Source organism: Sphingobium olei (assembly GCF_042678845.1).
Lineage (GTDB): Bacteria > Pseudomonadota > Alphaproteobacteria > Sphingomonadales > Sphingomonadaceae > Sphingobium > Sphingobium olei.
This window is the reverse complement of the sequence record NZ_JBHTLS010000026.1, coordinates 1-911: the sequence shown is the minus strand read 5'-3', so window position 1 is coordinate 911 and position 911 is coordinate 1. Positions and strand designations below refer to the sequence as shown.

The 911-nt window shown below is 58.2% G+C and carries 1 protein-coding gene; it reads left to right on the top strand.

Features of this window, described 5'->3' with window-relative positions; translation table 11 throughout:
• The first annotated feature begins 45 nt into the window (after positions 1–45).
• Positions 46–852: an IS21-like element helper ATPase IstB gene (istB, locus tag ACFQ24_RS03815; RefSeq protein ID WP_037523679.1), complete on the top strand. Its 807-nt coding sequence runs from the start codon at positions 46–48 to the stop codon at positions 850–852.
• The last annotated feature ends 59 nt before the right edge of the window (positions 853–911 follow it).

The window sequence follows — 911 nt, the reverse complement described above, 5'->3', positions numbered from 1 at the left end:
TGGCCAATGTCGAACGCTATGATGATCTGCGCAAGGAGAAGCGTCATGCGTCATGACCCTGCCAGCGGCGCCATCGTCGTCATGCTCCGCAGCCTCAAGATGCATGGCATGGCGCAGGCCGTCACCGATCTCATGGAACAGGGATCTCCAGCGTTCGAAGCCGCCATCCCGATCCTCTCCCAGTTGCTCAAAGCCGAGACAGCAGAACGGGAGGTTCGGTCTGTGGCCTATCAGCTCAAGATCGCGCGCTTCCCTGTCTATCGCGATCTGGCCGGCTTCGACTTTACCAGTAGCGAGGTCAATGAAGCTCTGGTGCGTCAGTTGCATCGCTGCGACTTCATCGACATCGCCGACAATATCGTGCTGGTCGGCGGTCCTGGCACCGGCAAGAGCCATGTGGCAACGGCGCTGGGCATCCAGGCCATCGAACATCATCGAAAGCGCGTCCGCTTCTTCTCGACGGTCGAACTGGTCAATGCGCTCGAGCAGGAAAAAGCACAGGGCAAGGCCGGTCAGATCGCCAATCGCCTCCTGCACTCCGATCTCGTTATCCTGGATGAGCTTGGATATCTGCCGTTCAGTGCTTCAGGTGGCGCGCTGCTCTTCCACCTGCTGAGCAAACTCTACGAGCGCACCAGCGTCATCATCACCACAAACCTGAGCTTCAGCGAATGGGCCACCGTGTTCGGCGACGCCAAAATGACCACGGCGCTCCTCGATCGGCTTACCCATCACTGCCACATCCTGGAGACCGGCAACGATAGCTTCCGCTTCAAAAACAGCTCTGCCAAGCAGGCCAGAACCCAAAGGAGAAAACCACGGGTTGACCCACCCGTGACACCCGAAACATAATCCGCAGACGGGTCACTTCTCGATGGAAAACCCGGGTCACTTCTCAGTGGAAATCAACA